24 protein-coding genes are annotated in these 25,978 nt (G+C 74.7%); 11 read left to right on the plus strand and 13 right to left on the minus strand.

The window, feature by feature from the left end; all coding sequences use genetic code 11:
• Positions 1-4: 4 nt before the first annotated feature.
• On the minus strand, positions 5-979 hold the full coding sequence (locus ACWPWV_RS10880) for a hypothetical protein (RefSeq protein ID WP_454043006.1): 975 nt from the start codon (positions 977-979) through the stop codon (positions 5-7).
• 185 nt (positions 980-1,164) lie between these two features.
• Between ACWPWV_RS10880 and ACWPWV_RS10885 the strand changes: the two genes are divergently transcribed.
• Genes ACWPWV_RS10885 through ACWPWV_RS10895 form a run of 3 tightly spaced genes read left to right on the plus strand, consistent with a single transcriptional unit; the run spans position 1,165 to position 4,321 of the window.
• Positions 1,165-2,208 (plus strand): NAD-dependent epimerase/dehydratase family protein, encoded by a 1,044-nt coding sequence (locus ACWPWV_RS10885; RefSeq protein WP_454043007.1) that lies wholly within the window; start codon positions 1,165-1,167, stop codon positions 2,206-2,208.
• On the plus strand, positions 2,205-3,449 hold the full coding sequence (locus ACWPWV_RS10890; RefSeq protein ID WP_454043008.1) for a class I SAM-dependent methyltransferase: 1,245 nt from the start codon (positions 2,205-2,207) through the stop codon (positions 3,447-3,449). Before ACWPWV_RS10885 ends, ACWPWV_RS10890 begins: the two co-directional genes overlap by 4 nt.
• Positions 3,446-4,321 (plus strand): glycosyltransferase family 2 protein, encoded by an 876-nt coding sequence (locus ACWPWV_RS10895; RefSeq protein ID WP_454043009.1) that lies wholly within the window; start codon positions 3,446-3,448, stop codon positions 4,319-4,321. Before ACWPWV_RS10890 ends, ACWPWV_RS10895 begins: the two co-directional genes overlap by 4 nt.
• Positions 4,322-4,333: 12 nt before the next feature.
• On the opposite strand, the gene ACWPWV_RS10900 is transcribed toward ACWPWV_RS10895, so the two are convergent.
• From ACWPWV_RS10900 to ACWPWV_RS10915, 4 genes are read right to left on the minus strand one after another with little or no spacing between them, the layout of a single operon-like run.
• Positions 4,334-5,638, minus strand: a complete 1,305-nt coding sequence (locus ACWPWV_RS10900; protein WP_454043010.1) for an NAD(P)H-dependent oxidoreductase — start codon at positions 5,636-5,638, stop codon at positions 4,334-4,336.
• Positions 5,635-6,183, minus strand: coding sequence for a dTDP-4-dehydrorhamnose 3,5-epimerase (rfbC, locus tag ACWPWV_RS10905; RefSeq protein ID WP_454043011.1), 549 nt, complete (start codon positions 6,181-6,183; stop codon positions 5,635-5,637). Before rfbC ends, ACWPWV_RS10900 begins: the two co-directional genes overlap by 4 nt.
• Position 6,184: 1 nt before the next feature.
• A complete protein-coding gene (locus tag ACWPWV_RS10910) occupies positions 6,185-6,985 on the minus strand; it encodes a glucose-1-phosphate cytidylyltransferase (RefSeq protein ID WP_454043012.1) in 801 nt (266 codons plus the stop codon).
• Between the two features lies 1 nt (position 6,986).
• Complete coding sequence (locus ACWPWV_RS10915) at positions 6,987-8,072, minus strand: acyltransferase family protein (RefSeq protein WP_454043013.1); 1,086 nt, start codon at positions 8,070-8,072, stop codon at positions 6,987-6,989.
• Between the two features lie 275 nt (positions 8,073-8,347).
• On the opposite strand from ACWPWV_RS10915, the gene ACWPWV_RS10920 reads away from it, so the two are divergent.
• Genes ACWPWV_RS10920 through ACWPWV_RS10935 form a run of 4 tightly spaced genes read left to right on the plus strand, consistent with a single transcriptional unit; the run spans position 8,348 to position 12,150 of the window.
• Positions 8,348-8,938, plus strand: coding sequence for a serine O-acetyltransferase (locus tag ACWPWV_RS10920; protein WP_454043014.1), 591 nt, complete (start codon positions 8,348-8,350; stop codon positions 8,936-8,938).
• On the plus strand, positions 8,935-10,854 hold the full coding sequence (locus ACWPWV_RS10925; RefSeq protein ID WP_454043015.1) for an HAD-IIIC family phosphatase: 1,920 nt from the start codon (positions 8,935-8,937) through the stop codon (positions 10,852-10,854). Before ACWPWV_RS10920 ends, ACWPWV_RS10925 begins: the two co-directional genes overlap by 4 nt.
• A complete protein-coding gene (locus tag ACWPWV_RS10930) occupies positions 10,854-11,090 on the plus strand; it encodes an acyl carrier protein (RefSeq protein ID WP_454043016.1) in 237 nt (78 codons plus the stop codon). The genes ACWPWV_RS10925 and ACWPWV_RS10930 overlap by 1 nt, the downstream gene beginning before the upstream one ends.
• Before the next feature lie 16 nt (positions 11,091-11,106).
• On the plus strand, positions 11,107-12,150 hold the full coding sequence (locus tag ACWPWV_RS10935) for a glycosyltransferase (protein WP_454043017.1): 1,044 nt from the start codon (positions 11,107-11,109) through the stop codon (positions 12,148-12,150).
• 52 nt (positions 12,151-12,202) lie between these two features.
• Here ACWPWV_RS10935 and ACWPWV_RS10940 read toward each other — a convergent pair whose 3' ends face one another.
• Positions 12,203-13,015 (minus strand): polysaccharide deacetylase family protein, encoded by an 813-nt coding sequence (locus ACWPWV_RS10940; protein WP_454043018.1) that lies wholly within the window; start codon positions 13,013-13,015, stop codon positions 12,203-12,205.
• Positions 13,012-13,980: a glycosyltransferase family 4 protein gene (locus tag ACWPWV_RS10945; RefSeq protein WP_454043019.1), complete on the minus strand. Its 969-nt coding sequence runs from the start codon at positions 13,978-13,980 to the stop codon at positions 13,012-13,014. Before ACWPWV_RS10945 ends, ACWPWV_RS10940 begins: the two co-directional genes overlap by 4 nt.
• 316 nt (positions 13,981-14,296) lie before the next feature.
• On the opposite strand from ACWPWV_RS10945, the gene ACWPWV_RS10950 reads away from it, so the two are divergent.
• Together ACWPWV_RS10950 and ACWPWV_RS10955 are read left to right on the plus strand one after the other, a co-directional pair.
• On the plus strand, positions 14,297-15,283 hold the full coding sequence (locus tag ACWPWV_RS10950) for a glycosyltransferase family 2 protein (RefSeq protein WP_454043020.1): 987 nt from the start codon (positions 14,297-14,299) through the stop codon (positions 15,281-15,283).
• The gene (locus ACWPWV_RS10955; protein ID WP_454043021.1) at positions 15,280-16,140 is read left to right on the plus strand and encodes a hypothetical protein; all 861 of its coding nucleotides are present in this window, start codon (positions 15,280-15,282) and stop codon (positions 16,138-16,140) included. The genes ACWPWV_RS10950 and ACWPWV_RS10955 overlap by 4 nt, the downstream gene beginning before the upstream one ends.
• A 15-nt stretch (positions 16,141-16,155) precedes the next feature.
• On the opposite strand, the gene ACWPWV_RS10960 is transcribed toward ACWPWV_RS10955, so the two are convergent.
• The 5 genes from ACWPWV_RS10960 to ACWPWV_RS10980 form a co-directional block, all read right to left on the minus strand.
• Positions 16,156-17,292, minus strand: coding sequence for a glycosyltransferase family 4 protein (locus tag ACWPWV_RS10960; RefSeq protein ID WP_454043022.1), 1,137 nt, complete (start codon positions 17,290-17,292; stop codon positions 16,156-16,158).
• Positions 17,289-18,443, minus strand: a complete 1,155-nt coding sequence (locus tag ACWPWV_RS10965) for a glycosyltransferase family 4 protein (RefSeq protein ID WP_454043023.1) — start codon at positions 18,441-18,443, stop codon at positions 17,289-17,291. Before ACWPWV_RS10965 ends, ACWPWV_RS10960 begins: the two co-directional genes overlap by 4 nt.
• Positions 18,444-18,454: 11 nt before the next feature.
• Complete coding sequence (locus tag ACWPWV_RS10970; protein WP_454043024.1) at positions 18,455-19,276, minus strand: ABC transporter permease; 822 nt, start codon at positions 19,274-19,276, stop codon at positions 18,455-18,457.
• A gap of 1 nt (position 19,277) precedes the next feature.
• Positions 19,278-20,492: an ABC transporter ATP-binding protein gene (locus ACWPWV_RS10975; RefSeq protein WP_454043025.1), complete on the minus strand. Its 1,215-nt coding sequence runs from the start codon at positions 20,490-20,492 to the stop codon at positions 19,278-19,280.
• Between the two features lie 82 nt (positions 20,493-20,574).
• Positions 20,575-21,630 carry a glycosyltransferase family 4 protein gene (locus ACWPWV_RS10980; protein ID WP_454043026.1) on the minus strand — a complete coding sequence of 352 codons (1,056 nt, stop codon included), beginning with the start codon at positions 21,628-21,630 and terminating at the stop codon, positions 20,575-20,577.
• A 236-nt stretch (positions 21,631-21,866) separates the two neighbouring features.
• Here ACWPWV_RS10980 and ACWPWV_RS10985 point away from each other — a divergent pair, with 236 nt between their 5' ends.
• Both ACWPWV_RS10985 and ACWPWV_RS10990 read left to right on the plus strand, forming a co-directional pair.
• The gene (locus ACWPWV_RS10985; protein ID WP_454043027.1) at positions 21,867-22,994 is read left to right on the plus strand and encodes a glycosyltransferase family 4 protein; all 1,128 of its coding nucleotides are present in this window, start codon (positions 21,867-21,869) and stop codon (positions 22,992-22,994) included.
• Between the two features lie 76 nt (positions 22,995-23,070).
• Entirely contained in the window at positions 23,071-24,039 is a 969-nt protein-coding gene (locus ACWPWV_RS10990; RefSeq protein ID WP_454043028.1) for a hypothetical protein, read from the plus strand.
• A gap of 63 nt (positions 24,040-24,102) precedes the next feature.
• On the opposite strand, the gene ACWPWV_RS10995 is transcribed toward ACWPWV_RS10990, so the two are convergent.
• Positions 24,103-25,971: an ABC transporter ATP-binding protein gene (locus tag ACWPWV_RS10995; RefSeq protein ID WP_454043029.1), complete on the minus strand. Its 1,869-nt coding sequence runs from the start codon at positions 25,969-25,971 to the stop codon at positions 24,103-24,105.
• Between the last annotated feature and the right edge of the window lie 7 nt (positions 25,972-25,978).

Below are 25,978 nucleotides of genomic sequence, written 5' to 3' on the forward strand. Positions count from 1 at the left end.
TTGTTCACCACGACTCGGCGCCGTCGGCCGTCTCCGGACCAAGATCACCCGCGCGGTCGCTCTCCGAGGGGCGACTTCCGCGGCTCCCGTGCCGTGCGCGGTCCTCCGCGCCGGCGGCCCGGGCGGCCCTGACCGGTCCGCGTGCGTAGAGCGCCGCTCGGCGCAGCGCGACCCGGCGGCTCGCACCCCGGTGCACGGCGGCACGCGCGCACGAGCCGACCACGACGGCCGCTCGAGACGCCTGCCAGCCGCGGGACCCGAAGTGCTTGCGGACGTACTTCTCCAACGACGAGTTGACCTGGAGCTCGTGCCGGGCGTCGTCCGTGCTCGTCCCGGCTCCGACGTGGAGCGCCGTCGCCTCCTCGACCACCTCGTTCGTCCATCCGGCGAGATGGGCCCGGTACTCCCAGTCGGTCTCCTCGAAGTACAGGAAGAAGCGCTCGTCGAAGCGGCCCACCTCCTCGAGGGCCCGGGCACGCAGGAGGAGCACCGAGCCGACGACGTAGCGAGCAGGCGCGCGAAGACGGTGGGCCAGGCGAACGGCGTCCGCCGCGAACCGGGCCGGCGTCGGGAACGGCCAGCTCACCTGCGAGGGCCGTCCGGCGGCGTCGTGCTGCGCCGCGGTGACGCTCGCCGCGCCCGGCCGCTCGCTCAGCGCGCGCTGCAGGGTCGAGACGTCCTCGGGCAGCACGACGGCGTCCGGGTTGAGCAGCAACACGTCGCGGCCGGGAGCCTGCCGATGGTCGAGCGCGTAGTTGACGCCGGACGCGAACCCGCCGTTGCACCCCGGGTCGTGGTACGCGCAGCACGCGCGGCGCGAGACGACCTCGATCTCGCGCATCGAGGAGTTGTCCACGACCGTCACGGGCATGCGCCCGGACAGGGGGGCGAGCGCGCGCCGCAGCAGCTCCGGTGCGCCGTACGCCACGACGACGACCTCGGGGAACTCCTCCGCGGCCGCGCGGCTCGTCCCGTCCATATGCGCGATTGTGGACCTGCTCGCCCGTGGATCGAAGGTCTGGGAGCCGATATCACCCGGTCGATCCGTGGCGGTCGGCCGCTTTCGGGCACGTTCGCGCGAATTCCACCCGCTCGGGGGCTTCCGCCGCGCTCCAGGGTGAGTAAGTTCGGACCCGTCTTGGCAGTACGAGGAGGGGGAGTGCCGTGCGCGTGCTCGTCGACGGGGATCGCGGATACGTCGGAGCGGTGCTCGTGCCGTTCTTCAGGGCCGCCGGCCACGAGGTGGTGGGGCTCGACGTGGGCTGGTACGACGGGTGCGACTTCGGGCCGCCCGTCGCCGGGTACGAGCAGCGCACGGGGGACATCCGCGACGTCACGCCGCAGGACCTCGAGGGGTTCGACGCGGTCGTGCACCTCGCGGCGATCTCCAACGACCCGCTCGGGCACCTCAACCCCGACGCGACGTACGCCGTGAACGCGCACGGCGCCGTGCACATGGCGCGCACCGCGAAGGCGGCGGGCGTCCCGCGCTTCCTCTTCTCCTCCTCGTGCTCGCTGTACGGCGCCGGCGGCGACGCGCCGGTGGCCGAGGACGGCGCGTTCCACCCCGTCACGCCGTACGGCGAGAGCAAGGTCATGGCGGAGCACGGCATCTCCGCGCTCGCGGACGACACGTTCGCGCCGAGCTACCTGCGCAACGCGACCGCGTACGGGTCGTCGCCGCGACTGCGGGCCGACATCGTCGTCAACAACCTCACGGGCACCGCCTTCACCCGTGGGGAGGTCCGGCTCCAGTCCGACGGGTCGCCGTGGCGGCCGCTCGTCCACGTCGAGGACATCGCCCGGGCGTTCCTCGCGGTGCTCGAGGCGCCGGCCGACGTCGTCCACGACCAGGCGTTCAACGTGGGTCGCGACGAGGACGTCGTCCAGGTCCGCACCATCGCGGAGCAGGTCAGCGAGATCACCGGGGCGCCCGTGTCGTTCGCCGCGGGGGCCGGTCCCGACAAGCGCGACTACCGCGTGGACTTCACGAAGGTCCGCGAGGTCCTGCCGGCGTTCGAGCCGCGGTGGACGGTGCCCGACGGCATCCGGGAGATCTGGGCGGACGCCGGCGAGCGCGGTCTCGCCGTCGAGGACTTCGAGGGGCCGCGGTTCGTCCGGCTCCGGCGCATCGAGGAGCTCGCCGCGACGGGCCGGCTCGACGTCGGCACCCTGCGCCTCACCGACCCGACGGCGGTGCCGGCATGACCGTGCGACACTGCCGTCTCTGCGACGCCGAGCTCGTCACGACGTTCGTCGACCTCGGGATGAGCCCGCCGGTGCAGAGCTTCGTCCCCGCCGAGCGGGTCGACGAGCCCGAGACCTTCTACCCGCTGCACGTCCGCGTGTGCGACCGGTGCCTGCTCGTGCAGCTGCCGACGTACGTGCCCGCCGAGGACATCTTCACGGACTACGCGTACTTCTCGTCGTTCTCCGACTCGTGGGTCCGGCACGCCGAGACGTTCGTCGAGGGTGCCGTCGGACGCCTGGGCCTCGACGCGTCGTCGTTCGTGGTCGAGATCGCCAGCAACGACGGCTACCTGCTCCAGCACGTCGTCGACCGCGGGATCCGCTGCCTGGGTGTCGAGCCGGCGGCGAACGTCGCCGCGGCGGCGGTGGCTCGCGGGGTCCCGACGGAGGTCGAGTTCCTCGGGCGCGGCACGGGTGAGCTGCTCGCCGAGCGCCACGGCAAGGCCGACCTGGTCGTCGCGAACAACGTGATCGGCCACGTCCCGGACGTCCGGGACTTCGTCCGCGGGCTGCGGGCGCTCGTCGCGGACGACGGCTGGCTGGCGATCGAGATCCCGCACCTGCCGCGCCTCATCGCGGGCAACGAGTTCGACACGATCTACCACGAGCACTTCCAGTACTACACGCTGCTGACCATGCAGCGCGTGCTCGCGGTGGCCGGGCTCGAGGTCGTGGACGTGGAGGAGCTGCCGACGCACGGCGGCTCGTTCCGGACGTGGGCCCGCCCCGCGGAGAGCGCGGGCCCGCCGTCGGCGGCGGTCGAGCGCGTGCTCGCGCAGGAGCGGGAGGCGGGTCTGCACGAGGTGTCGGGCTACGCGGGGTTCGCGTCCCGCGTGACGAAGGTCCGCGACGACCTCGTGCGCTTCCTCCTCGACCGCTCGGCCGAGGGACGGACCGTGGCCGCGTACGGCGCGGCGGCGAAGGGCAACACCCTGCTCAACTACTGCGGGGTCCGCCCGGACCTCCTCGCCTTCTGCGTCGACCGGAACCCCGTCAAGCAGGGGACGTTCCTGCCCGGGACGCGGATCCCCGTGCTCGCCGAGGAGGCCCTCGCCGACGCGCGGCCGGACTACGTGCTGATCCTCCCCTGGAACCTCCGCGACGAGATCGTGCACCAGCTGGCCTACGTGGAGGGGTGGGGTGGTCGGCTCGTTGTCGCCCTGCCGGGGCTCGAGGTGCTCGACCCCGTCGGCGCATGAGCGCGACGCCGCCGGTCAGCGTCTGCCTGCCGGTCTACAACGGCGAGAGGTATCTCGAGGAGACGTTGCTCTCGGTGCGCGAGCAGACGTTCGGCGACCTGGAGATCGTGCTGAGCGACAACGCGTCGACGGACGGCACGCAGGAGATCTGCCGGTCGCACGCGGCCGACGACCCGCGCATCCGGTACGTCCGCCACGACGTGAACCGGGGCGGGCTGTGGAACTTCAACGACGCGATGCGCCGCGCCCGGGGCGGCACGGTCAAGCTCGCCGCGGCGGACGACGTCCTGCGGCCCCGGTTCCTCGAGACCTGCGTCGCGGCGCTCGAGGACGGCGGCGACGGCGTCGTGCTCGCCTACCCGCGCACGCAGATCATCGACGGCGACGGGCGGATCACCGAGGACCTCGACGACGCCGGTCTGCGCGGGGACCGGTCGACGCCGCACGAGCGGATCGCGGAGTTCCTGCGCGCGCAGGCCGCGCACCTCGTGTTCGGCCTCTACCGGGCCGAGGCGCTCCGGACCACGCGGGGCCTGCGGCCGACCATCGGGAACGACGTCGTGCTCCTCACCGAGATGGCCTGCCGCGGCCGGTTCGCCCTGGTGCCCGAGCAGCTCTTCCTCCAGCGTCGCCACGCGACGCAGTACTCGGCGCAAGGGGCGCGCCAGGTGCAGTTCCACGCTCCCGGCAAGGACGTCCGGTTCGACTTCCCGCACGCGCGGCTCGCGGCCCAGCTGTGGACCGCGGTGACGTCGTCGCGCCTGCCTGCGGGGGAGACCGCACGCTCGCTGGCGGCGGTGACGTCCAGCTGGGTGGCCCCGCGGTGGCGCGGGGTCGCGGGCGACGTCCGTCGCGCCGTCACCGGTCGCTGACGGACGCCCCGCTCAGGCGGCGAGCGTCGCGGCGGGCCGCTGCGCCTGCGCCACCCGCAGGGCGTCGGCCAGACGACCCGGCGGGAGGGTGACGTCCCGGTACGAGATCACGGCGTCCCGTGCGACCGGCCGGACGAGCGTGCAGCCCTCCGCGAGGCCGACGGGCAGCAGCTCGTCGCGCGCCGTGACGTCGGCCCGCTCGCACTCGCCGAAGTAGTGGTACCCCCCGAGGCCGTCGAGCACCGTCCCGGCCGGGAGGTCCGTCTTCGCGACCGTCACGACCTCGACCGTCGGGGGACCGGCGGGGTGCAGGGTGGTCTCGCCCAGCAGGACGGCCCGCGCGATCGTGTCCGGGACCTCGAAGTGGCACAGGTGGTAGGGCGTGTAGAACGAGTAGAGCGGGCCCGTACCGAGCTTGTAGAGCTCCAGGTAGTGCTGCTGGCGGGGGTCGTCCATCGCGCCCAGCACGTAGACACCCGGTCCCGGGCGCGCCCCGACGACGTAGTCCACCGCCCCGCCGAGCGCGCGGAGCTCGTCCACGTCGTACAGGCTCGTCAGCTCGTCGATGTGGCCGTCGTGGTCGCGGCCCAGCAGACCCCGGCGGTGCACCGACATCCCGGTCGCGTTGGCCACGAGCGCCTGCTCGACGTTGACCTTCGTCCCGTCGGCGAAGCTCGACACCATGCGGGGGTCCTGGCCCCAGCGCGCCGCGAAGCCCTGCTGGGTCGTCGGGTTGCGGAACCGGTCCTGCAGGCCCTTGACGTTGCCGCAGACCAGGGGCGTCAGGCCGATGCGCCGCACGAACCGGTAGAGGTTCAGCTGCACTCCGGGCTGGTCGCCGTCGCACCCCGTGTAGACGACGCCGGCGGACGCGGCGCGACCCGCGAGCTCCCAGCCCAGCGTCGCGTCGAGCTCCGCGTTCATGAGGACGAGGTGCTTGCCGTGCTCGAAGGCGCTCAGGGCGGCGACCGCCCCGAACTCGACGGCACCGGTGACGTCGACGACCACGTCGACCTCGTCGGCCGCGGTCAGCGCCTCGACGTCCTGGGTGAGGGCCACGCGCCCGGCGCGAGCGCTCCGGTCGACGGCGCTCGCGGAGTCGACGACGTCGACGTCGGTCACGCCCGCCCACTCCAGCGCGGCCCGTCCCTTGGCGAGGTCACGACACTGCACCGCGGTGACGGTCATGCCGCTCGCCGCGGTCATGATCTGCAGGATCAGCGCCTTGCCCATGAACCCGGGACCGAGCACGCCGACGCGGATCGGCCTGCCCTCGGCGGCTCGAGCGGCCAGGCGCAGGTCGGTGGTGATGGTCACGTGGCGGTTCTCTCTCGGTCGGCGAGCAGGGGCCAGGCGGCGTCCTTGGGGGAGACGAGGCGCACGGGGAGCGGCCACGAGATGCCGAACGCGGGGTCGTCGTGGCGGTACCCGTCCTCGCCGTCCGGGGCGTACGGACCGGACACCTGGTACGTGACCTCGGCGTCGTCGGTGAGCGTCTGGTATCCGTGCGCCACGTAGGGCGGGACGAACAGCGCCCGGCGGTTCGCCGCCGAGAGCTCGACGAGAACGTGCGCGCCGAACGTCGGCGAGCCGGGCCGGACGTCGACCGCGACGTCGGCGATGGCACCGGCGACGCAGCGGACGAGCTTGCCCTCGCTGTGCGGGGGCGCCTGCCGATGAAGTCCCCGCACCGTTCCGGCACGGCGGTTGTAGGACACGTTCGCCTGCGCGACCGCCGAGGGCAGCCCGGCTGCCGCGAAGACCTCGGCGTCGAAGGTCCGGGCGAAGAACCCGCGCTCGTCGGACAGGAGGTCCAGCTCGACGATCGTCACACCGTCGATCACGGTCGGTTCGAGTCTCACGTCAGCTCCACAGCTTCCACGGTGCGTCGTCGGTGTCCCAACGGCGGTTGAGCTCGGTCCAGTCACGGAACGTGTCCATGCCCATCCAGAACCCGGTGTGCTCGTACACGCCGAGCTCCCCGTCGCGCGCGAGCTTCTGCAGCGGCCGGTGCTCGAGCATCTCGTCCGGGTCGTCGACGAGGTAGTCGTCGATGAACGAGCGCTCGAAGAGGAAGAAGCCACCGTTGACCCAGCCGGTCGCCAGGGTCGGCTTCTCGTTGAACTCCGTCACGACGTCCCCCGCGACGTGCATCTCGCCGTAGCGGCTGCTCGGGTGCACCCCGGTGACCGTCCCGACGTTGCCGGAGCGCTCGTGCTGCGCGAGCAGCTGGTCGATGCGGACGTCACCGATGCCGTCGCCGTACGTCACCGCGAACCGCGGGGCGTCGAGATACTTCGCGGCGCGATGGATGCGCGCGGCCGTGGCGGTCGTGAGGCCCGTCTCGGCGAACGTCACGCACCAGTCCTCGACCTCGTTCGTGTGGAACACCGCCGGCTCGCCGGCACCGAGGTCGAGCGTGAAGTCGGCGGTGAGCGTGCGGTAGTTGAGGAAGTACTGCTTGATGAGCTCGGACTTGTAGCCGAGCAGGAGCACGAACTTCCGGAAGCCGTAGTGCGAGTACGTCTTCATCACGTGCCACAGGATGGGCCGGCCGCCGATGTCGACGAGCGGCTTGGGCAGCCGCTCGCTCGCCTCGCGCAGCCGGGTGCCCATGCCGCCGCAGAGGATCACGACGGGGATGTCGGCGGGGTCGGTGCTCATCTCACGCTCTCTCGGCAGGGACGACGGGGGATGCCACCGCGAGGGCGGTGGAGGGACGGGCCGGAGCCCAGCGGCGCGGGACGGCGGTGGCCGGCCACTCGAACAGCCAGCCGACGGCGGGGTGCCGGCGCGCCCGGACGAAGACGACCCCGACCGCGACAGCCAGCGCCCACCCCCCGAGGACGACGAGCACCGCTGCGGGTCCGGGCAGGGCACCCACGCCGGCCCGCTCGAGGAGAGCGGCGACGACGAGGAAGAGGGGGAAGTGCGTGACGTACAGGACGACGCTGTTCCGCCCGAGGGTCTCGATCCCCCGCGTGCGCTCACCGAGGACCGCGGTCGTCAGCGCCGTCGCGCCGAGGACCCCGACGCACGACAGGAGCGCCCACAGGCCCTCGTGCTCGAAGCGGCCGGTCCAGACGGCGGCGACGCCCGGCACGAGAGCGAGCACGGCCGCGACGGGTCGCCAGCGTCTCGACGTGACGACGTCGAGCACCGCCGGGAGCCGCGTGAGGAGGTAGCCGAGGACGAAGAAGGCCCCGAGGTACAGCAGCGTCTTCGTCCGTCCGTCGGCGGCGGCGCCGAGCGGCGCCGAGACCACGACGAGGCTCACGGCGACGGCGGCGACGACCCAGCTCGGGGCCCGGCGCAGCAACGGGGCGACCGTGAAGTACACGAGGAGGTAGAAGACGAACCACAGGTAGCTCGTCGCGTACCACGTGCGCGGGTCGAGCAGCGGCCCGGGGGCGCCACCGACGGCCGCGAGCACGAGCACCCACACCACGTACGGCCACAGCAGGGTGCGTGCCTTGCCCAGGTAGTAGGCCGGGAGCGGCTTCGCGAAGGCCCGGGGCAGGAGCATCCCGGACAGCACCATCAGCGCGGGCATCCGGTACGGGGCGAAGAAGAGGTCGACCGTCTCCACCCACGCCGGCGCCCGGACGACGCCACCGAGGACCGCCGACGCGTGGCTCAGGACGACGAGCAGGATCGCCGACCCGCGCAGGACGTCCATCCAGCGCGCACGCCCCGACCCGTCGCCCGGGACGACGGCGACGCGCGGTGCCTCCTGCTGCGTGCCGGCCACGCCCGTCCACCCCCAGAGTCCGTCGTCGATCGGGCTGCCTACGATCTCCGTGGATCGTATCGACGCCGCGCACGGCCCCAGAAGGGGCAGCGCGGGTGAATCCCCGCCCAGACGCGGCGAGCGGGGCGACCGGCGGGTGAAATGCGGCCCCTGCGCCGATCTCAGCCCCTCGGAGCCTCGCCGCTGCTTGCTCCCACCGGCTACCTTCACCCTAGACGGGGCCGTGCCGGAGCCCGGTCGGGGGGTCGGTCGACGGAGGGAACGCTGTGGTCGAGGTGGCACGTGAGGCCGTCGGAGCGGTCCCCGACTCACCAGCGGGCGCGCCCCGGACGTTCGGCGAGCTCGTCCGGCTGGTCCGGGAGGACCACCGCGTCAACAGCGAGGGGCTCTGGACCCCCGGCTTCTACGCGGTGGCGACGCAGCGGCTCGGCGCGTTCGCGGCGGGACCCGGCTGTCCGCGGCCGCTCCGCACGGTCCTGCGCCCGGTCGCGGAGCTCGCCTACCTCGTGGTCCGCAACGTGCTCGGCATCCAGCTGCCCGCGACGGTGCGCCTCGGCCGGAGGGTGCGCATCGCGCACCAGCACGGGATCGTCGTCCACCCGCACGCCACGCTCGGGGACGACTGCGTCGTGCGGCAGGGCGTCACGATCGGCGCGGGCAGCGACGAGACGCAGGCCTTCCTCCGCCAGGCGCCGGTCATCGGTGCCCGGGTCTCCCTCGGGGCGGGCTGCGTCGTCGTCGGTGCCGTGCGCGTCGGCGACGACGCGAAGATCGGCCCGAACGCCGTCGTCATGACCCACGTGCCGGCCGGCGCGACCGTGCTCGCGCAGCCGCCGCGGATCGTGCGTGCGAGGTCGGCGACATGAGCTCCGACCTTCTCGCGGAGGCGCGCCGGCGCGCCGACGACGGCGACGCCGCCGGGTGCGCGGCGGTCCTGGGCCGCGTCGCGGAGGACCCGTCGGACGCGCGTGCCTGGGTGGCGGCGGACCGGCTCGCCGCACGGCTGCCGCGCGGCGAGGACGGCTCCGCGCCGTGGGCGCGGCGATCGGTCCGGCTCGCCCTGCTCGCTTCCCACACGAGCGGTCCGCTCGCGTCCGCGCTGCGCGTGGCCGCGCTCGCCCACGGGATCGCGCTCGACGTCCACGAGGCGCCGTACCACGCCTACGAGCAGGAGATCGCGGACCCGGCGTCGGGCACCTACGCGTACCGCCCCGACGTCGTGCTCCTCGCGGTCGACCAGCGCGAGGCCCGCCTGCCGGACCTCTCCGCGTCTCCCGAGGAGGACGTGCGCCGCGAGGTCGACCGGTGGCGCGCGCACTGGGAGCTGGTCCGGTCGCGCAGCCGCGCGCTGGTGCTCCAGACGTCCTTCGTGCCGCCGTCCGCGGACGCGCTCGGTGACGTCGCCCTGCGCACGCCCGGCGCGCGGCGTCGGCTCCTGCGCCAGGTCAACGACGAGCTGGCGCTCGCGGGGGACCCCGGGGCGTACGTGGTCGACGCCGAGGCGGTCGCCGCGGAGGTCGGCACCGACGTGTGGGCGGACCCGCGCTACTGGTTCGCGGCGAAGCAGGCGGTCGGGCCGGGCGCCGTGCCCCATCTCGCCCGCCGCGTGCTCGACGTGCTGGCCGGGGCGCTCGGCCTGGCACGCAAGGTGCTCGTCCTCGACCTCGACAACACGCTGTGGGGCGGGGTCGTCGGCGAGGACGGCGTCGGCGGGATCGTGCTGGGGGACGGTCCCGCGGGGGAGGCGTTCGTCGAGCTCCAGACGTTCGTCGGGTCGCTGCGTCAGCGGGGCCTCCTCCTCGCCGTGTGCTCGAAGAACAACCCGGCCGACGCGCGCCTGCCGTTCGAGCGGCATCCGGAGATGCGGCTCGGCCTGGACGACCTCGTCGCCTTCGAGGCGTCGTGGGACACCAAGCCCGAGGCGTTGCGACGGATCGCGCAGCAGCTCGACGTGGGGCTGGACGCGCTGGTCCTCGTCGACGACAACCCGGCCGAGCGCGAGATCGTCCGCCAGCTCCTGCCCCAGGTGGGGGTCGTCGAGCTCCCGGCGCAGCCCAGCGGGTACGTACGGGCCGTCGCGACGTTCCCGGGCCTGCAGTCGGCTGGCCTGACCGCCGACGACGCGCGGCGCACGGAGCTGTACCGCGCCCGGCGCGAGGCCGCGGACCTCGAGGGCTCCGCCGCGACCCGGGAGGACTTCCTCACGAGCCTGCGCATGACGGCCCGCGTCGAGCCGCTCGACGAGGTGAACCTCTCGCGCGTCGTCCAGCTCATCGGGAAGACCAACCAGCTCAACCTCACCGGGCGGCGGCACCAGACCGCCGACGTCCTCGAGCTCGCCGCCCGTCCCGGCGCCGTGGTCTGGGGCCTGCGGGTGACGGACCGGTTCGACGACCACGGTCTCGTGGGCGTGCTCGTCGCAGTGCCCTCCGGGGACGACCTCGTGATCGACACGTTCGTGCTGTCGTGCCGTGTCCTGGGCCGGACCGCCGAGCGTGCGGCGCTCGACGCGCTGCACCGCTGGGCCGCCGAGCAGGGCCGTGCCCGCATCCTGGGCGAGCTGGTCCCGACCGAGCGCAACGCGCCCGCGCGCGACATCCTGCCCGACGCGGGGTTCCGGCCGGCGCAGCCGCCGCCCGGCGCGGCGGCGTCGTCGCAGTGGTGGGAGCTCGACGTCACGGCCCCCTGGGTCGGCTCGCCGTTCGTCGCGTGGACGGGCCCGGACGGTGCGACCGGCGGCGGCGCGGTGGCGGTACCGGAACTGACGATCGAGGAGGCGTGATGGACGAGGTCGAGGCAGGCGTGGTCGAGGTGCTCCGCGAGGTGTTCGCGCAACCGGACCTCGAGGTGGCGCCGTCGACGACGGCCGGGGACGTCGACGGCTGGGACTCGCTCGCCCACCTCAACGTCCTGTTCTCGCTCGAGAGCCGGTTCGGGGTGCAGTTCACCGACGCGGAGATGGGTTCCATCCAGGACGTCGGTGAGCTGACCGAGTCGATCCGCGCGAAGCTGGGCTGAGGGAGGGCGGACCGCCGTGGTGACGCCCGCTCCGCGCGTCTCGGTCGTCATCCCGGCCCGGGACGCGGCGGCGACGCTCGGGGAGCAGCTCGCGGCGGTGTGCCCGCAGGTCGCCGCCGCCGACGGCGAGGTGGTCCTCGCCGACAACGGCTCGCGCGACGCGACGCGCGAGGTGGCGGCCGCCGCCGCGCGGCTCTGGCCCGTCGTGCGGCTCGTCGACGCCCGGTCCGGTCGCGGACCGGGCGGTGCGCGCAACGTCGGGGTCGCCGCCGCGCGCGCGCCGGTCGTCGCCTTCTGCGACGCCGACGACGTGGTCGCCGAGGGCTGGCTCGACGCCCTGGTCGGACGCGTCGCCGCCGACCGGCTCGTCGCCGGGCGGCTGGACCGGTCGCGGCTCGGCGGCGGTCAGTCCTGGCAGCAGCAGGACGACGGGCTCATGCGCAACCCGATCATGCCGGGACTGTGGTGCGCCGGGGCCGGCAACCTGGCGGTCCGGCGCGAGTGGTTCGTCGCGCTGGGTGGCTTCTGCGAGGACCTGCGTGCCGGAGAGGACGTCGACCTGTGCTGGCGTGCCCAGCTGGCCGGCGTCGAGATGGTGCTCGCGCCGGACGCGGTCGTCCACGTGCGGAGCAGGTCCACGCTGCGGGGCGTCTACCGCCAGATGTACGGCTGGGGAACGGGGTCGCGCGTGCTCGACGCGCGCTACGCCACCCTGCGGGAGGCCGGGCTCGGCGACGCCCCCGCCGGGGACGGGGCCCCGGCGTCGTCCCCGGCGGACAGCGAGGCGGGCACGGTGGGCAGCAGCGCGGCGGGTGCTCCGAGCGGCGAGGTGGCCGGGGTGGCGTCACGGGCCCGCACCACCGCGCGGCGCGCGGCGCGGCTCGTCACGCGACGCGGGCGGGCGGACGCGGCGTCGTCGCTCGGCGAGCGGAGGGGTCGCTCTCGCGGGGGGTTCGGGGTCGAGGTCCCCGTCCTCACGACGGACGACGTCGCCGACCTCCGCGACGCCGTGGACCGCGTCCGGAGGGACACGCTCCGCGAGGGCGACGTGCCCGGCTGAGCGACGGGTCCCTCGGCGTGCGACGGCGTGACGGGTCGGTGCCGGGCTGCGGTCAGCGGACCAGGTCGGGTCCGTAGCTGCGGAGCACGCCGCCGGCGCGGAGCTCGCCGACCGTCCCGGGGCGCAGGCTCGCCTCGGCGAGGCCGTCGAGGATCCGGCGGAGCACGTCCGCCCGGTCGAAGCGCGGCAGCTCCGCGGGGTCCGTGGCGAGCTCCGGGTCGGCGCGGTCGTCGTGCAGCAGGAGGAACGCGCCCGGGCGCACGGTCCGCAGCGCGTTCCCCGCGACGTCCTCCTCCTCCCCGTGCACCCAGTCCAGCGCCTCCGCGGTCCACAGCACGACGTCGAGCCCGCGGGCGCGCAGCGCCGCGTTGACGCGGAGCGTGCTCGCCCCGTACGGCGGGCGGAAGAGCTGCAGCGGGACCTGCGCCACGTCCTGGACGGCGCTCCGGGCGCCGAGGACCGACGCGAGGGCGGCGCGGGTCGAAAGGCGCGTGAGGCGCCCGTGGTCGGCACCGTGCAGGGCGAGCTCGTGGCCGTCGGCCACGATGCGCCGGACGATCGCCGGGTACCTGCGCGCCGGGCCGGCGAGCACGAAGAACGTCGCGCGGACCTCGTGCCGCGCGAGCACGTCGAGGATCCGCGGGGTGTGCTCGGGGTGGGGCCCGTCGTCGTAGGTGAGGGCGACACGGCCTGCCGTCGACGCGGCGCGGAACGCGGGCAGCACGGGCGAGAGGAGGACGCTCGCCACCGCCTCGGCGGCGCGCGCCGCCCGGCCGTCCGGCCGGGGGACGACCGGCTCGTCGAGGTGACGGCGGCGCACCACGCGGTCGCGGCTCGTCCTCCCGACCCCGTCCCGGCGGGTCACGGGACCTCCCGCAGCACCGCGTCGAGCTCGGCGCGGGCCCGCTGCCAGGAGCTCGCCTCGGCGTGCGACCGTGCGACCGCGCGCGCCCGGGCGAGCGCCGCGCGGTCGACCGCGAGGTGCTCGATCGCCTCGGCGAGCCCGGCCGCGTCCCCGGGCCGCACGAGGATCGCCGCCTCGCCGGCCAGCTCCGGGATCCCGCCGACGTCGCTCGCCACCACGGCGGCGCCCGACGCCATGCCCTCGAGCACGGTCAGGCCGCTGGGTTCCGGCCAGTCCGACGGGACCGCCACGACGTCCGCCGTCCCGAGGAGGCGCGCGATCCGCGGGCGTTCCTGGGACGGCAGGAACACGACGCGACCGTCGAGCACCGCGGCCTCGGCGCGCAGCCGCTGCTCGTAGGGGCTCAGGGCCGCACGCGGGTCGAAGCCGTGCGAGCCCACGATCGTCGCGCGGACGTCGTGGCGGTCGAGCCGTGCCAGCGCCTCCACGAGGACGTGGGCACCCTTCTCCGGGATCATCCGGCCGACGAACACCAGGTGCAGGTCGTCGTCGGTCCGCGGTCCGGCGGCGGGACGGAAGAGCTCGACGTCGACGCCGTTGCGCACGACCACGACGCGGTCCGCGAGCCGCGGACCGACCTGGTCCTGGACGCGCTCCGCGAGGAACGTGCTCACGCCGACGATCGCGGCGGCACGGTCGAGCGTCCGCCGGGTCTCCGCCCTCCCGTAGCTGCGCAGGAGGTCGTTGTGCGCGTAGAGGACCGGGGTGTGCCGCCGGTCGACGAGGGGGACGAGCTGCGGCGCGTTGTGCGCCACGACCACCGACGGCGCCCAGGCGCCCTGGTCGGCGAGCGTCGCGCGGAGGGGGCGCCGGGTCGCGGGCCTCGGCAGGCCGAGCCGTCCCAGCCCGGCGTCCACGTACCGCCACGAGGGGCGGGGGTGGGCGTAAAAGGGAAAAAGAGCCAAAGAAAGATAGTTTTTTTTTTCCAGGCAGAAGGCGGCGTCCGGGATGGGGGCCCGTCTCGTGGGCTCGGGGATGTATATAAGAGCCAGGTGCCGCCGCGGTGGCGAGGCCGTGCACGACCGTGGGCACGGCCGAGCCGGTCCGGGGCGAGTAGTGGTCACCGGGCGTGAGGACGTGGACCTCCTGCCGGACCGGTGGTGTGCCGTGGACGTTCACGGGGCCAGTCAACCGCCCGTCGCTGCGCCGGGGGACCTCGTCAGCGGGTGAACATTGCCCGGCTCCGTAGGTGGCAGGGGCAGGGACCCGAATAATGGGCCCATGCCAGATCCAGCCGGGACCACCGCCGCCGTCGTGGTCGCGACGTACAACCGGCCCGACCACGTCCGCACCTGCCTGGAGCACCTCGCCGCGCAGACGCTCCAGCCGGACCGCGTCGTGGTCGTCGACTCCTCTCCCGGCACGGCGACGCGGGACGTGGTGGCGCAGTTCCCCGGCGTCCTCTACCTGCGCAACGAGCGAGGCGCCGGCTCGACCGCCACCTCGCGGGCGATCGGCGTCGCCGAGGTGACGTCCGACGTCGTCGCGTTCGTCGACGACGACGCCTACGCGGCCGAGGACTGGCTGGAGCAGATCGTCGCGCGCTACGCGGACCCTGAGGTCGGCGCGGTGGGCGGCCGGGCGCTGAACGGCCAGCCCGGCGAGGACGCGGAGGGCGCCGACCGGGTGGGCCTCCTGCTCGACGACGGTTCGCTCACCGGGTTCTTCGCCGCCGACCCGGGGCACGACGTGGACGTCGACCACCTCCTCGGCGCGAACATGTCGATGCGCCGGGCCGCGCTCGACGCCGTCGGCGGCATCGCCGACCACTACCCCGGCACGTGCCTGCGGGAGGAGACCGAACCGGTGCTCCGCCTGCGTCTCGCGGGCTGGCGCGTCGTCTACACGCCCGCCGCGGTCGTCGAGCACGTCGCGGGACCGTACGCCAAGGGGCGCCGGTTCGACCTGCGGTACACGTACTACGCCCAGCGCAACCACGTCGTCCTGCTGGCGCGCACCGTCGGGGTCCGCGACGTGAAGTTCCGTCGCAACCTCCGCACCAGCCTGCGGCAGGCGGGCGGCGAGCTGCGCTACGCCGGCCGGGCCGTCGGACGCCTGCGCACGCGCGAGGGGTCGGTCGTGCGCGGCGTGGGCAACGGGCTGCTCCGGTCGGCGACCACCCTGGTCGGCGCGGCGAGCGGGCTCGGCGCCGCTGCCGTGCTGGAGGTGCGGGGCGACGCCGGTCCCTCCCGCGGGGCCGGCCGGTGAGGATCAGCGCCTACGTGATGGCGGGCGACCCGGCGTGGGCGACGGAGAGCCTCGCGTCGTACTACGACCTCGTCGACCGGGTCGTCGTGAGCCTCGACGCGGACGGGCTCTCGTGGGCCGGCCACCCCATGCCGGTCCAGGAGACGGTCGAGCGTCTGCGCCGGGCCGACCCGGCGGGGAAGATCGAGCTGCTCCCCGGCTCGTGGTCGGACCCCGGGCGGTTCGCGCTCGACCTCGACACCGAGCAGCGCCGCGCGGCGCTCGCGGAGGCGAGCAGGGGTGCGGACTGGGTGCTCCAGCTCGACTCCGACGAGGTCGTCCTCGCGCCAGGGCGGCTGCGCGCCATGATCGACGCCGCCGAGGCCGCCGGGGCGCACGCCCTGGACTACCCGTTGCGGCACGTCTACCAGCGCACGACCGACGGCCGGCTGCTCGAGCTGTCCGGCCGGCGCGGGGGTGCCCGGGCCTCCTACCCCGGTCCCGTGGCCGTCCGCGCCGGGACCGACCTGGTGCACTGCCGCCAGACGGAGGCGCGGACGTACCGGGTGGACCTCGCCCCCACCAACACGGACCCGGACCACCCCCACGACGCCGTCGTGGACGCCGTGGTGGAGCCCGACGAGGCGGTCCTGCACCTGTCGTGGGTCCGTACCCGCGAGCAGATGCTGCGCAAGTCCCGCCAGTCGGGCCACCACTCCGGTCGTGACTGGGACCGGTTGCTGCGGCAGTGGGAGTGGCGCGCCCGCCACCCTCGCCTCACGGTCCTCTCCCGACCCCTTCGACGGGGCAACCTCGACTGGCTCCGCCTCGTCGAGTCCCCCGTCGGCGACGGCTCCGGGGACTGGTTCCGTCCCTGATCCCTCGGCGAGTCCTCAGCGCGCGGCGAGAGCGTCGATGACCGCCAGCGCCTGCGCCGTGCTGCGCTCCCACGTGAAGCGCCCGGCCTGCTGCACGGCGGCCGCCCGCCGCGCCCGGAGCTCCTCGTGGTCCGCCGCGAGCTCGCGCAGGGCGGCGGCGACGGACGCCTCCGTCGGCTCGCACAGCAGCGCGGCCCGCCCGACCACCTCGGCGAGGCCCCCCAGGGGCACCGCGACCACGGCGCAGCCGGAGGCCATGCACTCGAGCGCGGCGAGCGAGAAGGGCTCGGGCACGGTCGGGAGCGCGAGGCCGACGTCCGACGCCGCCAGGAGGGCGGGCACCTCGGCCGGGGGGACGTGACCGATCCGTCGGGCGCCCGCCGCCGTCAAGGCCTCCTCCAGGAGGCCGACGTACGCCGTGACGTCGTCGCTCGCCATGCCGAACGTCTTGACGTCGCCGACGACGGTGAGCTCCACCGGGACGCCGTCCTCCCGGGCGAGCGCGACCGCGCGCGCGGCGAGGAGCTGCCCCTTGTTGGGGTCGATCCTGCCGTGGATGACCGCGCGCAGGACGGGCCCGGGGCGCCAGTCGGCGGGGGGCCGGAACGCGTCGCCGTCGAGCGCGTTGTGGACGACCGTCATCCCGGCGAGGGGCACGCCGTGCTCGCGGGCGGTCCAGGACCGGACGTGCTCGGAGACGCACACGATCGCGCCGCCCGCGGCGACGCACGCGCGGACGTCGTCGCCCGACGAGGCCGGGAGCAGGTTGTGCAGCCACAGCACGGTCGGCCGACCGGACCGGAGGAGCGCCGCCGCGAGACCGGCGTCGTTGTGCACCACGGCGACGTCGCCCGACGCACGGCGCACGACCTCGCGCCGGTACGACGCCCAGGCGTCGCTCTCGCCGGTCATCAGGCGCCGCAGCCTGGCAGCGGCGCGGACCGCCGTCGGGCGCCGCCCGGCGGACCACAGCTCGCGCACGACCCCGTCGGTGTGGGTGGGTCCTCCCGCGCGCGGGGCCAGCACCTCCACCTCGACGCCCGCGGCGACGAGGTGCTGCGTGAGCGCTCGGGCCACCGCCGACACCGCTCCGGCGGTCGGGGAGTAGGGCTCGTCCGCGGGCAGCACGGTCGTGACCCGCGGCGTCGTCATGACCACGACTCCTGGAGCCGCGCCCACGTACGGTCCCAGGTGAGCTCCTCGGCGCGCGCGCGAGCCGCCGCACCGCGTCGCTCACGCTCCTGCCGGTCGAGGACCAGGCGGTCGAGCGCGTGCGCGAGCGCCCGCGGCGAGTCTCGCGCGACGAGGATCCCGGCCTCGCCGAGGATCTCCGGCGTGCCGCCCGTGGCGGTCCCCACGGTCGCGAGCCCGCTGGCCATGCCCTCGAGGGTCGTGAGACCGAACGGCTCGTCCCATCGCGACGGGACGACGTGCAGGTCGGCGTCGCGCAGCCTGCGCGGGACCTCGGACCGCTCGACGTGCCCGGGGTGGACGACGTCGACGCCGCGCGCCCGCAGCGCGTCGAGCAGGCCGCGGACCTCCCGGCCGTACGGGCCGCCGTCGTCGAAGCCCCAGTTGGTGTCGCCGAGGACCTGCACCCCGAAGTCGCGCCCGCGCCCGCGCAGCTCGAGCAGCGCGCGCAGCAGGACGTCCGGGCCCTTCTCGACGGCGAGGCGGCCGAGGAAGCCGACCACGGGAGCGCGGTCCGCGGGCTGCGGGGACGGCGCGAAGCGGGTGACGTCCACGCCGTTCCACGCCGTCGACACGGTCCGTGGCGTCAGCCCGTAGAGGTGCTCGACGGCGCGGGCGAGGTAGTCGCTCACCGCGACGGACGCGATCCCTCCGCGCGCGTAGCGCCGTCGCCACGGGTCGCGCGCGACCTCGAGGTTGTGGAACCAGTGCGCGACCCGGGCTCCGGGAAGGGCGTCGCGCAGGTGCACCGCGACCTCGGGGTCGTTGTTGCACACGACGACCGTCCCCGGCGGGACGCCGCGCAGGGCACGCGCGACCGCGTGCGCGTACGCGCCCTGGTCGCGGTGCGCCCAGGCCGTGAGGCGGCGCACGGCGCGGTCGGTCCGGTCGCCCCCGGGACGCAGGGGCGAGCGCGGGCGGACGGTCCGGATGCGTGGCCAGTCGTACGTCGGCGCGGGGGAGGGGCGCGTGAGGACGAACGGGGCGACACCCGTGGCGGCCGCCTCGCGGGTCACCTCCCACAGGCACGTGGCGATGGCGCCGCTCACGGTGGGCGTGAACGTCTCGCGGCTGTTGTTGACGAGGACGACGGGTGTCGAGGCGCGGGGCACGGGTGCGTCGCTCAGATGAAGTCTGCGAACTCGCGCTCGAACCGCTGGAACCACAGCGCGCCGCCGAGAAACACGACGACGGCGGCGCCCACGGCCCCGGCGATCTGCCACGCGTCGGGAGCGGGCAGGCCCAGCAGGGACCACCGGAAGAGCTCCAGGTACCAGGTGAGCGGGTTGGCCTGGAAGAGCCACTCGAGGTTCGCCGGGACGGCCTCGAGCGAGTAGGCGACGGGCGAGGCGTACAGCAGGATCTGCGTGAGCCACGGCAGGACGTACCCGACGTCGCGGTACTTCACCATGAGCGCCGACGCGGCCAGGCCGAGACCGGACGCGAGCAGCACGAGCAGGATCACCCACACCGGGAGGAGGAGGATCGGCCACCCGGGGTTCACGCCGTTCACGAAGAGCAGGACGACGCCCAGGGCGAACGCGACCGCGAAGTCGAGGAGCACCGACAGCGACGTCGAGAGCGGCACCAGCATGCGGGGGAAGAACACCTTCGACACCAGCGCCTGGTTCCCGACGAGGGACGGGGCCGCGCGGGTCAGCACGCCGTTGAACAGGTTCCAGGCGAGCATGCTCATGTAGCTGAAGAGGAAGTACGGCACGCCCTGGCTCGGCAGGTCGGCCACCTGCCCGAAGACGATCGAGAAGATGCCGGCGGCGGCGAGCGGCTGGAGCACGACCCACAGCACGCCGATCACGGTCTGCCGGTAGCGCAGCACGATGTCGCGCATCCCGAAGCGATACAGGACCTCGCGCGCCTCCCACAGCTCGCGCACGGCCGGCAGCGCGAACTTGCGCGGCGGGGTGATGACGATCGTCTGGCTCATCTCACTCCGCCTTGTACGAGAAGTCGCCGAGCACGAGGCCCTTGGTGAGCGCCTCGTCGCCCGCGAGCTCGGGATACGGGTTGTGCGGGAGGACCTCGAACGCCGCGGCGCCCTCCCACGCGTCGAGGATCCCGTTCTTGCACACGAAGACGTCGACGGTGTAGCGACCCGGCTTGAGCCACGGCGACCGCAGCGTGAGCGTCACCGTGTTCTCCCGGGTGGGGTCGTACCAGCCTCCGACGACGCGCGAGTCGCACTGCGCGACGACGCTCCCGTCGATGTTGTTCACGTGGCACGAGACGAAGTACTGCCCGATCGAGCCCGGGGACGCGCCGACCCGGATCACGACGTCCTTGTCGGCCTGGGGCTCGATCTGGTCCTCGCCCATCTCGACCGAGGTCGCGCGGATCTCGCCCGTCCCGGGGCGCCGCGACGGGTCCTTCTGCTCGAGCGCGAACTTCGCGAAGCTGCGCCGGTAGAGGTCGAGCGCGCCCGGCACGTCGCCCTGGTAGGCGAGCCGTCCGCGGTCCAGGTAGAGCGCCGAGCTGCAGAGCGCGGTGACGGTCTGCACCTGGTGGCTCACGAACAGGACCGTGCGACCGTCCTTCGCGACGTCGCGCATCTTCTGCAGCGACTTCGCCTGGAACTCGGCGTCGCCCACCGCCAGGACCTCGTCGATCGCGAGGATCTCGGTCTCCAGGTGCGCCGCGACGGCGAACGCCAGCCGCACGTACATCCCCGAGGAGTAGCGCTTGACCGGGGTCTCGAGGAACTGCGCGACGCCGGAGAAGTCGACGATCTCGTCGAACCGGCGGCGGATCTCCTGCCGCGTCATCCCCAGGAGCGCGCCGTTGAGGAAGATGTTCTCCCGGCCCGTCAGCTCCGGGTGGAAGCCGGTGCCGACCTCCAGGAGGCTCCCGATCCGACCGGCGAGCTCGATGCGCCCCCGGGTCGGGGCGGTGATGCGCGTGAGGATCTTCAGCAGCGTCGACTTGCCCGCGCCGTTGCGGCCGACGATGCCGACGGCCTCGCCCCAGGGCACCTCGAAGGACAGGTCCTCGAGCGCTCGGAACTCCTCGTACCGGGTGCGGTCGAGCGGCCGGCGAAGACGCTGGAGCAGGGCCTCCGACGCCCGGTTCGGACGTTCGCCGGACGTGGCGATGCGATAGGTCTTCCCGAGGCCGGTGACCGTGATCGCAGGGGTCGGGGTGCTCACGCCGCAACCCTAGGCCCCGTCGCGGGGTCCTGGTACGGGCCGCGAGGGTGAATCACCGTGATCACCCGCGGCCCGGAGCCCGTCACCGGCGCCCGTCGAGCACGTCGCGCCAGAGCACGGCGTGGGCCCGTGCGCTCGCCTCCCACGTGAACCGGCCGGCGCGCTCGCGGCCGAGCCCGACGCGTCGCGAGACCTCGGCGCCGCCGTCGAGGGCGTGCACCATGCCCTCGGCCAGCGCGGCGCCGTCCGGCTCGACGAGGATCCCGGCGTCGCCGCAGACCTCGGGGAGCGACGACCGGGCGGCCGCGACGACGGGGACGTCAGCGGCCATCGCCTCCAGGGCCGGCAGGCCGAACCCCTCGTACAGCGACGGCACCACCACGGCGCGCGCGCCCGCGACGAGGCCGGGCACGAGGTCGTCGGGGACGAGCCCGACGCGCGCTGCGCCGTCGAGCGGTCCGAACAGGTGGTCGCGGCGCTCGGAGGGCGGCCCGCTGAGCACCAGCGTCACGTCGGGGTGCGCGGCGCGGACGAGGGGCCAGGCGGCGGCGAGCCCGTCGAGGTTCTTGCGCAGCGACGACCCGCCGGCGTGCAGGACGTACGGCCCGTCGACCCCGAGCCGCCGCAGCGTCGCCGCCGGCAGCGGTGCGGCGCCGAAGAAGCGGTCGTCCACGCCGTTGTGGACCACGTGCACGTGGTCCAGCCCGAGCCGTTCGGCGACGTCGTCGGCGGCGAACTGCGACACGGAGACCACCGCCCGGGCCCGTCGGGTCTCCTGCGCCGCGAAGGGCTCCGGCGACGACTCGTCCGGGAACCGCCACGCGACGGTGTCGTGCACGGTGACGATCTCGGGGACGCGGGCGGGCGGGAGCGACAGCCCCATCCGGTGCACGACGTCGGCACCCGGGTACATGAGCGCCCCGACCGCGCGGCGGACCCCGGCGGGAGCCTCGCGCAGCACCCAGTGGGGCAGGCGGGCCGTACCGGGCAGCGGCGAGCGCAGCGACCGCGTCACGGAGCGGGTGACCTGCACGTCCGGTCCCAGCGCGGTCCGCGCACGCCGCGACACCTCGCGCTCGTAGACCTGCTGTCCCATCGGCACGCCCACGGCGATGGTCGCCAGCGTCAGTCGCGGCACCCCGCACCTCCGTCCTCGCCCCGGGACCCGGCCCGTGGACCCTCGTCCGGACCTCGTGGCCCCTCGTCGTCCGACCCTCGTCGGCGGACCCTCATTGTCGGGGCGGCGCGCCCCCGGTCCCGCACGCCGCCGCACTCTTCACCCGCCCGGGAGCCGCCGGACCGACGATTTCACCCCTGGACGGCCCGGCCGAGCGCCTACCCTGCCAGGAGCCCGTCGCCCTGGAAGGAGGTCCCGTGACCTCGGTCGCCCTCGTCACCAGCTCGTTCCTCCCCCGTGCCGGCGGCGTCGAGGAGCACGTGCTCCACGTCGCCCGGCGGCTGCGCGCCGGGGGGCACCGCGTCGCGGTGTGGTCGGTCGACCAGGGCGACGACGACGTGCCGACGGTGCTCGACGGCGGTGTCCCGGTCCGGTACCTGCCGGCACCGCTGCCCGCCCGGACCGTGCCGTCGCTCGCCTCGTTCGCGCGGACCTCGCCCGCGGCGTGGCGCGCCTGGCGCGCGGCCTGGCGCGCGGACCTGCCCGACGTCCTGCACGTGCACTGCTACGGGCCGCAGGGGCCGTGGGCGCACGCGCTGGCGCGCCGCACCCGCACCCCGCTCGTCGTCACGGGGCACGGCGAGACGTTCATGGACGCGCACGACGTCTTCGGGACCTCCGCGCTCCTGCGCGCCGCGCTCCGCCGCTCGCTGGCCGACGCGCGGGCGGTCACGGCGTGCTCGGGCTACGCGCTCGCCGACCTGGAGAACAGGTTCGGTCTCGCACCGGGCGCGGGGACGGTGGTGCCCAACGGCATCGACCTGGACGAGCCGGGCGGTCCCCGGCCGCCGTGGCTGCCCGGGCGCTACGTCCTCGCGGTCGGCCGCGCGGTCCGCACCAAGGGCTTCGACCTGCTGCTGCGCGCGTTCGCCCGCGCCGACGTCCCCGACGACGTCCGGCTCGTCGTCGGGGGCGACGGCCCCGAGCTCGACGACCTGCGCGACCTCGTCGTGCGCGAGGGGCTCGACGGACGCGTCGTGCTGCCGGGCCGGCTCTCGCGGCCCGAGGTGGTCACGGCCGTCTCGGGGGCCCTCGCTCTCGTCGTGCCGAGCCGCGTCGAGGCGTTCGGGATCGTCGTGCTCGAGGGCTGGCGCGCGGGGGTCCCCGTGGTCGTCACGTCGCGCGGAGGTCCGCCGGAGTTCGTCGACGACGGCCGCACCGGGCTCCTGGTGGACCCCCACGACGTGGAGGCGCTCGCGCGGGCCGTGGAGCGCGTCGTCGGCGACCGAGAGCTCGCCCGCGGCCTCGGTGACGCCGGTCGGGCCGAGGCCCAGGCGTACTCCTGGGAGCGCGTCGCCGAGCGGTACGCGGCGCTCTACCCGTGACCGGGGTGGCTCGTCGCCCGGGTGAACTTCCCGCGGCCGGGGCCGTGGGGGCAGACCCTGCGGCTAGCCTGACGCCGTGGTGCTGAGAGCCGGGGCGGGCGACGCCGAGCGGGAGCACGTCCGGCTGTACGGGCTGCACGTGGCGTCGGAGCTGCCCCTGCACCAGGACCGCCCGGCCGACCCCGCCGAGCCCGTCGACGTCACGGTCCTGTGGGGCGAGGGCGCGCGCGACGCGTCCGAGCCGACCGGGGCCCGCGTGCTCCTCGACTACGCCGACGGCGACCGGGCGTTCTACACCTTCTACGAGCTCGGGGCGGGCGGCTTCCTGCTGCGGTTCCACCGCACGTGCGACGTCCGGGTGTCGGCCGACCTCGCGACGGTCCACGTCCACCTGCGCGACGGCGCCGACCCCGGCGTCGCGGCGATCCTCGTCACCGGGGCCGTGCTGTCCTTCCAGCTCTACCTGCGCGGTGTCGCCGTCCTGCACGGCAGCGCGGTCGACGTCGGTGGGCGGGCGGTCGCGTTCGTCGGCGCGTCGGGCATGGGGAAGTCGACCATGGCGACGCTGCTGTGCGCGGCCGGCGGCTCCGTGATCACGGACGACGTGCTGCGCGTCGACCTCGACGGCGTCCCGTCCGTCCGCCTCGGCGCGAGCGAGCTGCGCCTGCGCAAGGGCGCGGACGAGCTCGTCGGCCGGTTCGGCGGCCAGGACCCCGCGGTGCGCGTGAGCGCGGACGAGCGGCAGGTCCTGCGCCTGGGCGCCGGCGCCGACGACGCGCTCCCGCTCGCGGCGATCGTCGTGCCCTGGCCGGACCGCGAGCACACGTCGCTCGACGTCGAGCGGATCGAGCCGACGGTGGCCGTGTTCGCGCTCATCACCTACGCGCGGCTGCTGGGCTGGCGGGACAGGGCCGTGGTCGACCGCCACTTCGCGCAGGTCGCGCAGATCGCGCGGAGCGTGCCCGTCTACCGCGCGCGCGTCCCCTGGGGACCGCCGTTCGCACCCGACCTCGCCGAGCGGCTCCTCACGGAGATCGGCGCCTGAGCCGAGGGCCCCGGCGAGGTGCCGCGGCCGCGACCGGTCGGCTGCGGGCCGGGAGCCTGCAGGTCAGGGGGTCGAGCGGCCGGGGTCGAGGTAGGCGTCCGCCTGGAGCGTGAACAGGTCGGCGTACAGGCCGCCGTGCGCCATGAGCTCGTCGTGCGAGCCGTGCTCCGCGACGCGGCCCTCGTCGAGCACGTAGATGCGGTCCGCGGACCGCACCGACGAGAACCGGTGGGAGATGAACACGGCGGTGCGACCCGCGAGCACGTCCCGCAGGGACTCGAAGAGGTCGTGCTCGCCCCGGGGGTCGAGGGACGCCGTCGGCTCGTCGAGGATGATGAGCGGCGCGTCGCGGTAGAACGCCCGGGCGATGGCGACGCGCTGCCACTGCCCGCCCGACAGGTCCCGGCCGTCCCGGAAGAGCCGCGACAGCATCGTGTCGTACCCGTGGGGGAGCGCGGACAGGAAGCCGTCGGCGCCCGCACGGCTCGCGGCGGCCCGGACGCGGCCGTCGTCGCCGGGCGCCTCCACGTCCCCGACCTCGACGTTGTCGCGCGCCGAGAACGCGTACCGGACGAAGTCCTGGAAGATCGGCGCCACGCGCTCGCGCACCGACGCGCGGTCGAGGGTCCGCGTGTCGCGGCCGTCCCAGCGCACGGCGCCGTCGTCCGCGTCGTAGAGCCCCGCGAGGATCTTCGCGAGCGTCGTCTTGCCCGACCCGTTCTCGCCGACGAGCGCGACGACCTCGCCGCGCCGGATCGTCACGTCGACGCCGCGCAGCGCGGGCACCTCGCTGCCGGGGTAGGTGAAGCCCACGCCCTGCGCGCTGATCTCGCCGAACGTCGCGGGAGCCGGGTCGCCCGCCTCCAGGGCGTCGGCCGACGGTCCGAGCTCCATGAAGGCGTCGACGTCGTCGAGGAAGAGCCCCGCCTCGAAGATGGACTGCACGGAACCGAGGAGCGTCGCGACCTGCCCTTGCAGCATGCGGATCGCGACGATGGCCGCGCCGGCCTGCGCCACGGTCATCTCACCCTGCGCGATGAGCCACACGACGAAGAACAGCGTCGACGCCAGGACGAGGGCCGAGGCGAGGTTCCCGACGACGCTCAGCGCCGTGCGGCGCCTCAGGTGCGCGGCGAGGTCCCCCTGGTACCGGCCGTACAGCGCGTCGAACCGCTCCCGGAGCGTGCGGCCGAGCCCGAAGGCGCGGATCTCCTTCGCCTCGTTGCGGCCGGTGAGGATGATCGACAGGTAGCCGCGCTCGCGCGCCGGGTAGGTCTGGCGGACCGAGAAGTCGAACTCGAGCCGGCTCTCGCGCCGGTTCGTCAGCAGCAGGGGCAGACCGCCGAGGACGAGCAGCCCGAGCAGCGCGGGATGGATCGCCGCGAGCGTCGCGCCGACGGTCACGGTGACCGCCGCGCTGCCGAACGCGCCGAGCAGGGCCTGCGTGACCTGGAACGGTCGGCTCGCGGCGTTCGCGCTGACGCGCTGCAACGAGTCGAAGAACGCGGGGGACTCGAACTGCCGCAGGCTCACGCGCGTCGCGACCGCGAGGACCTGCTGCCAGGTTCGCCGTGCGACCGAGTCGGCGAGGAACCGGCGGATCGATCCCTGCACGCCGCCGACGAGCGCTGCCGCGCCCATGAGCGCGGCCAGCGCCGCGACCGGGCCGACGAGGACCTGCATGCCGCCGCCCGCCGACAGGTCGACGACCGCGGTGAGGAAGCGCTCGACCACGACGACCTGCCCGGCGAGCAGGAGGGCGCCGACGAGCTGGAGGGCGGCGAGCGCGAGGAACAGCCAGCGACCCGACTGCCAGACCAGCGACGTGCTGCGCGCGACGAGCGTGGCGCCGCGCCGGAACGAGCGTCGCTGGTTGCGCTCGCGCACCCGCAGGTCGAGCGGGTCGACGAACGTCTCGCCGTCGCCGGCCATGGCACAT

The organism is Cellulosimicrobium sp. Marseille-Q8652, from assembly GCF_965112045.1.

What these genes read in the sequence shown, in the direction of transcription:
- ACWPWV_RS10880 (WP_454043006.1), bottom strand. Translation starts at nt 979, where the DNA reads ATGGACGGGACGAGCCGCGCGGCCGCGGAGGAGTTCCCCGAGGTCGTC.
- ACWPWV_RS10890 (WP_454043008.1), top strand. Translation starts at nt 2,205, where the DNA reads ATGACCGTGCGACACTGCCGTCTCTGCGACGCCGAGCTCGTCACGACG.
- ACWPWV_RS10895 (WP_454043009.1), top strand. Translation starts at nt 3,446, where the DNA reads ATGAGCGCGACGCCGCCGGTCAGCGTCTGCCTGCCGGTCTACAACGGC.
- ACWPWV_RS10910 (WP_454043012.1), bottom strand. Translation starts at nt 6,985, where the DNA reads ATGAGCACCGACCCCGCCGACATCCCCGTCGTGATCCTCTGCGGCGGC.
- ACWPWV_RS10925 (WP_454043015.1), top strand. Translation starts at nt 8,935, where the DNA reads ATGAGCTCCGACCTTCTCGCGGAGGCGCGCCGGCGCGCCGACGACGGC.
- ACWPWV_RS10930 (WP_454043016.1), top strand. Translation starts at nt 10,854, where the DNA reads ATGGACGAGGTCGAGGCAGGCGTGGTCGAGGTGCTCCGCGAGGTGTTC.
- ACWPWV_RS10950 (WP_454043020.1), top strand. Translation starts at nt 14,297, where the DNA reads ATGCCAGATCCAGCCGGGACCACCGCCGCCGTCGTGGTCGCGACGTAC.
- ACWPWV_RS10960 (WP_454043022.1), bottom strand. Translation starts at nt 17,292, where the DNA reads ATGACGACGCCGCGGGTCACGACCGTGCTGCCCGCGGACGAGCCCTAC.
- ACWPWV_RS10970 (WP_454043024.1), bottom strand. Translation starts at nt 19,276, where the DNA reads ATGAGCCAGACGATCGTCATCACCCCGCCGCGCAAGTTCGCGCTGCCG.
- ACWPWV_RS10995 (WP_454043029.1), bottom strand. Translation starts at nt 25,971, where the DNA reads ATGGCCGGCGACGGCGAGACGTTCGTCGACCCGCTCGACCTGCGGGTG.